The 297-nt window shown below is 64.0% G+C and carries 1 protein-coding gene; it reads left to right on the forward strand.

The features are described from left to right. Nucleotides 1–297: Ig-like domain-containing protein (locus GTPT_RS16630; RefSeq protein ID WP_038011980.1), on the forward strand; the 297-nt coding region annotated here is incomplete at both ends.

A 297-nucleotide genomic window follows, 5' to 3' on the forward strand; every position in this document is an offset into this window, starting at 1 on the left:
ACGGCAGCCGGCGACACCGTCACCATTCTCGACAACGGTAAAGCCATCGGCACCGCCACCGCGGGCAGCGACGGCAGCTGGAGCAGCACCCTGCCGGCCCTGGCCGACGGCAGCCACAGTATCACCACCACGGTCACCGATGCCGCCGGTAACACCAGTCAGCCTTCGGCGGCTATTCCTGTCACGATCGAGACCACGGCGCCGGCAGCAGCCAGTGATGTCGAACTGACCGACGGTAACGGTAATAACCTGTCCGGAGCGGAGACAAATGACTCTACTCCGGTTCTCAAAGGGACC

Origin of the sequence: Tatumella ptyseos ATCC 33301 (assembly GCF_000735525.1) — a bacterium.
Lineage (GTDB): Bacteria > Pseudomonadota > Gammaproteobacteria > Enterobacterales > Enterobacteriaceae > Tatumella > Tatumella ptyseos.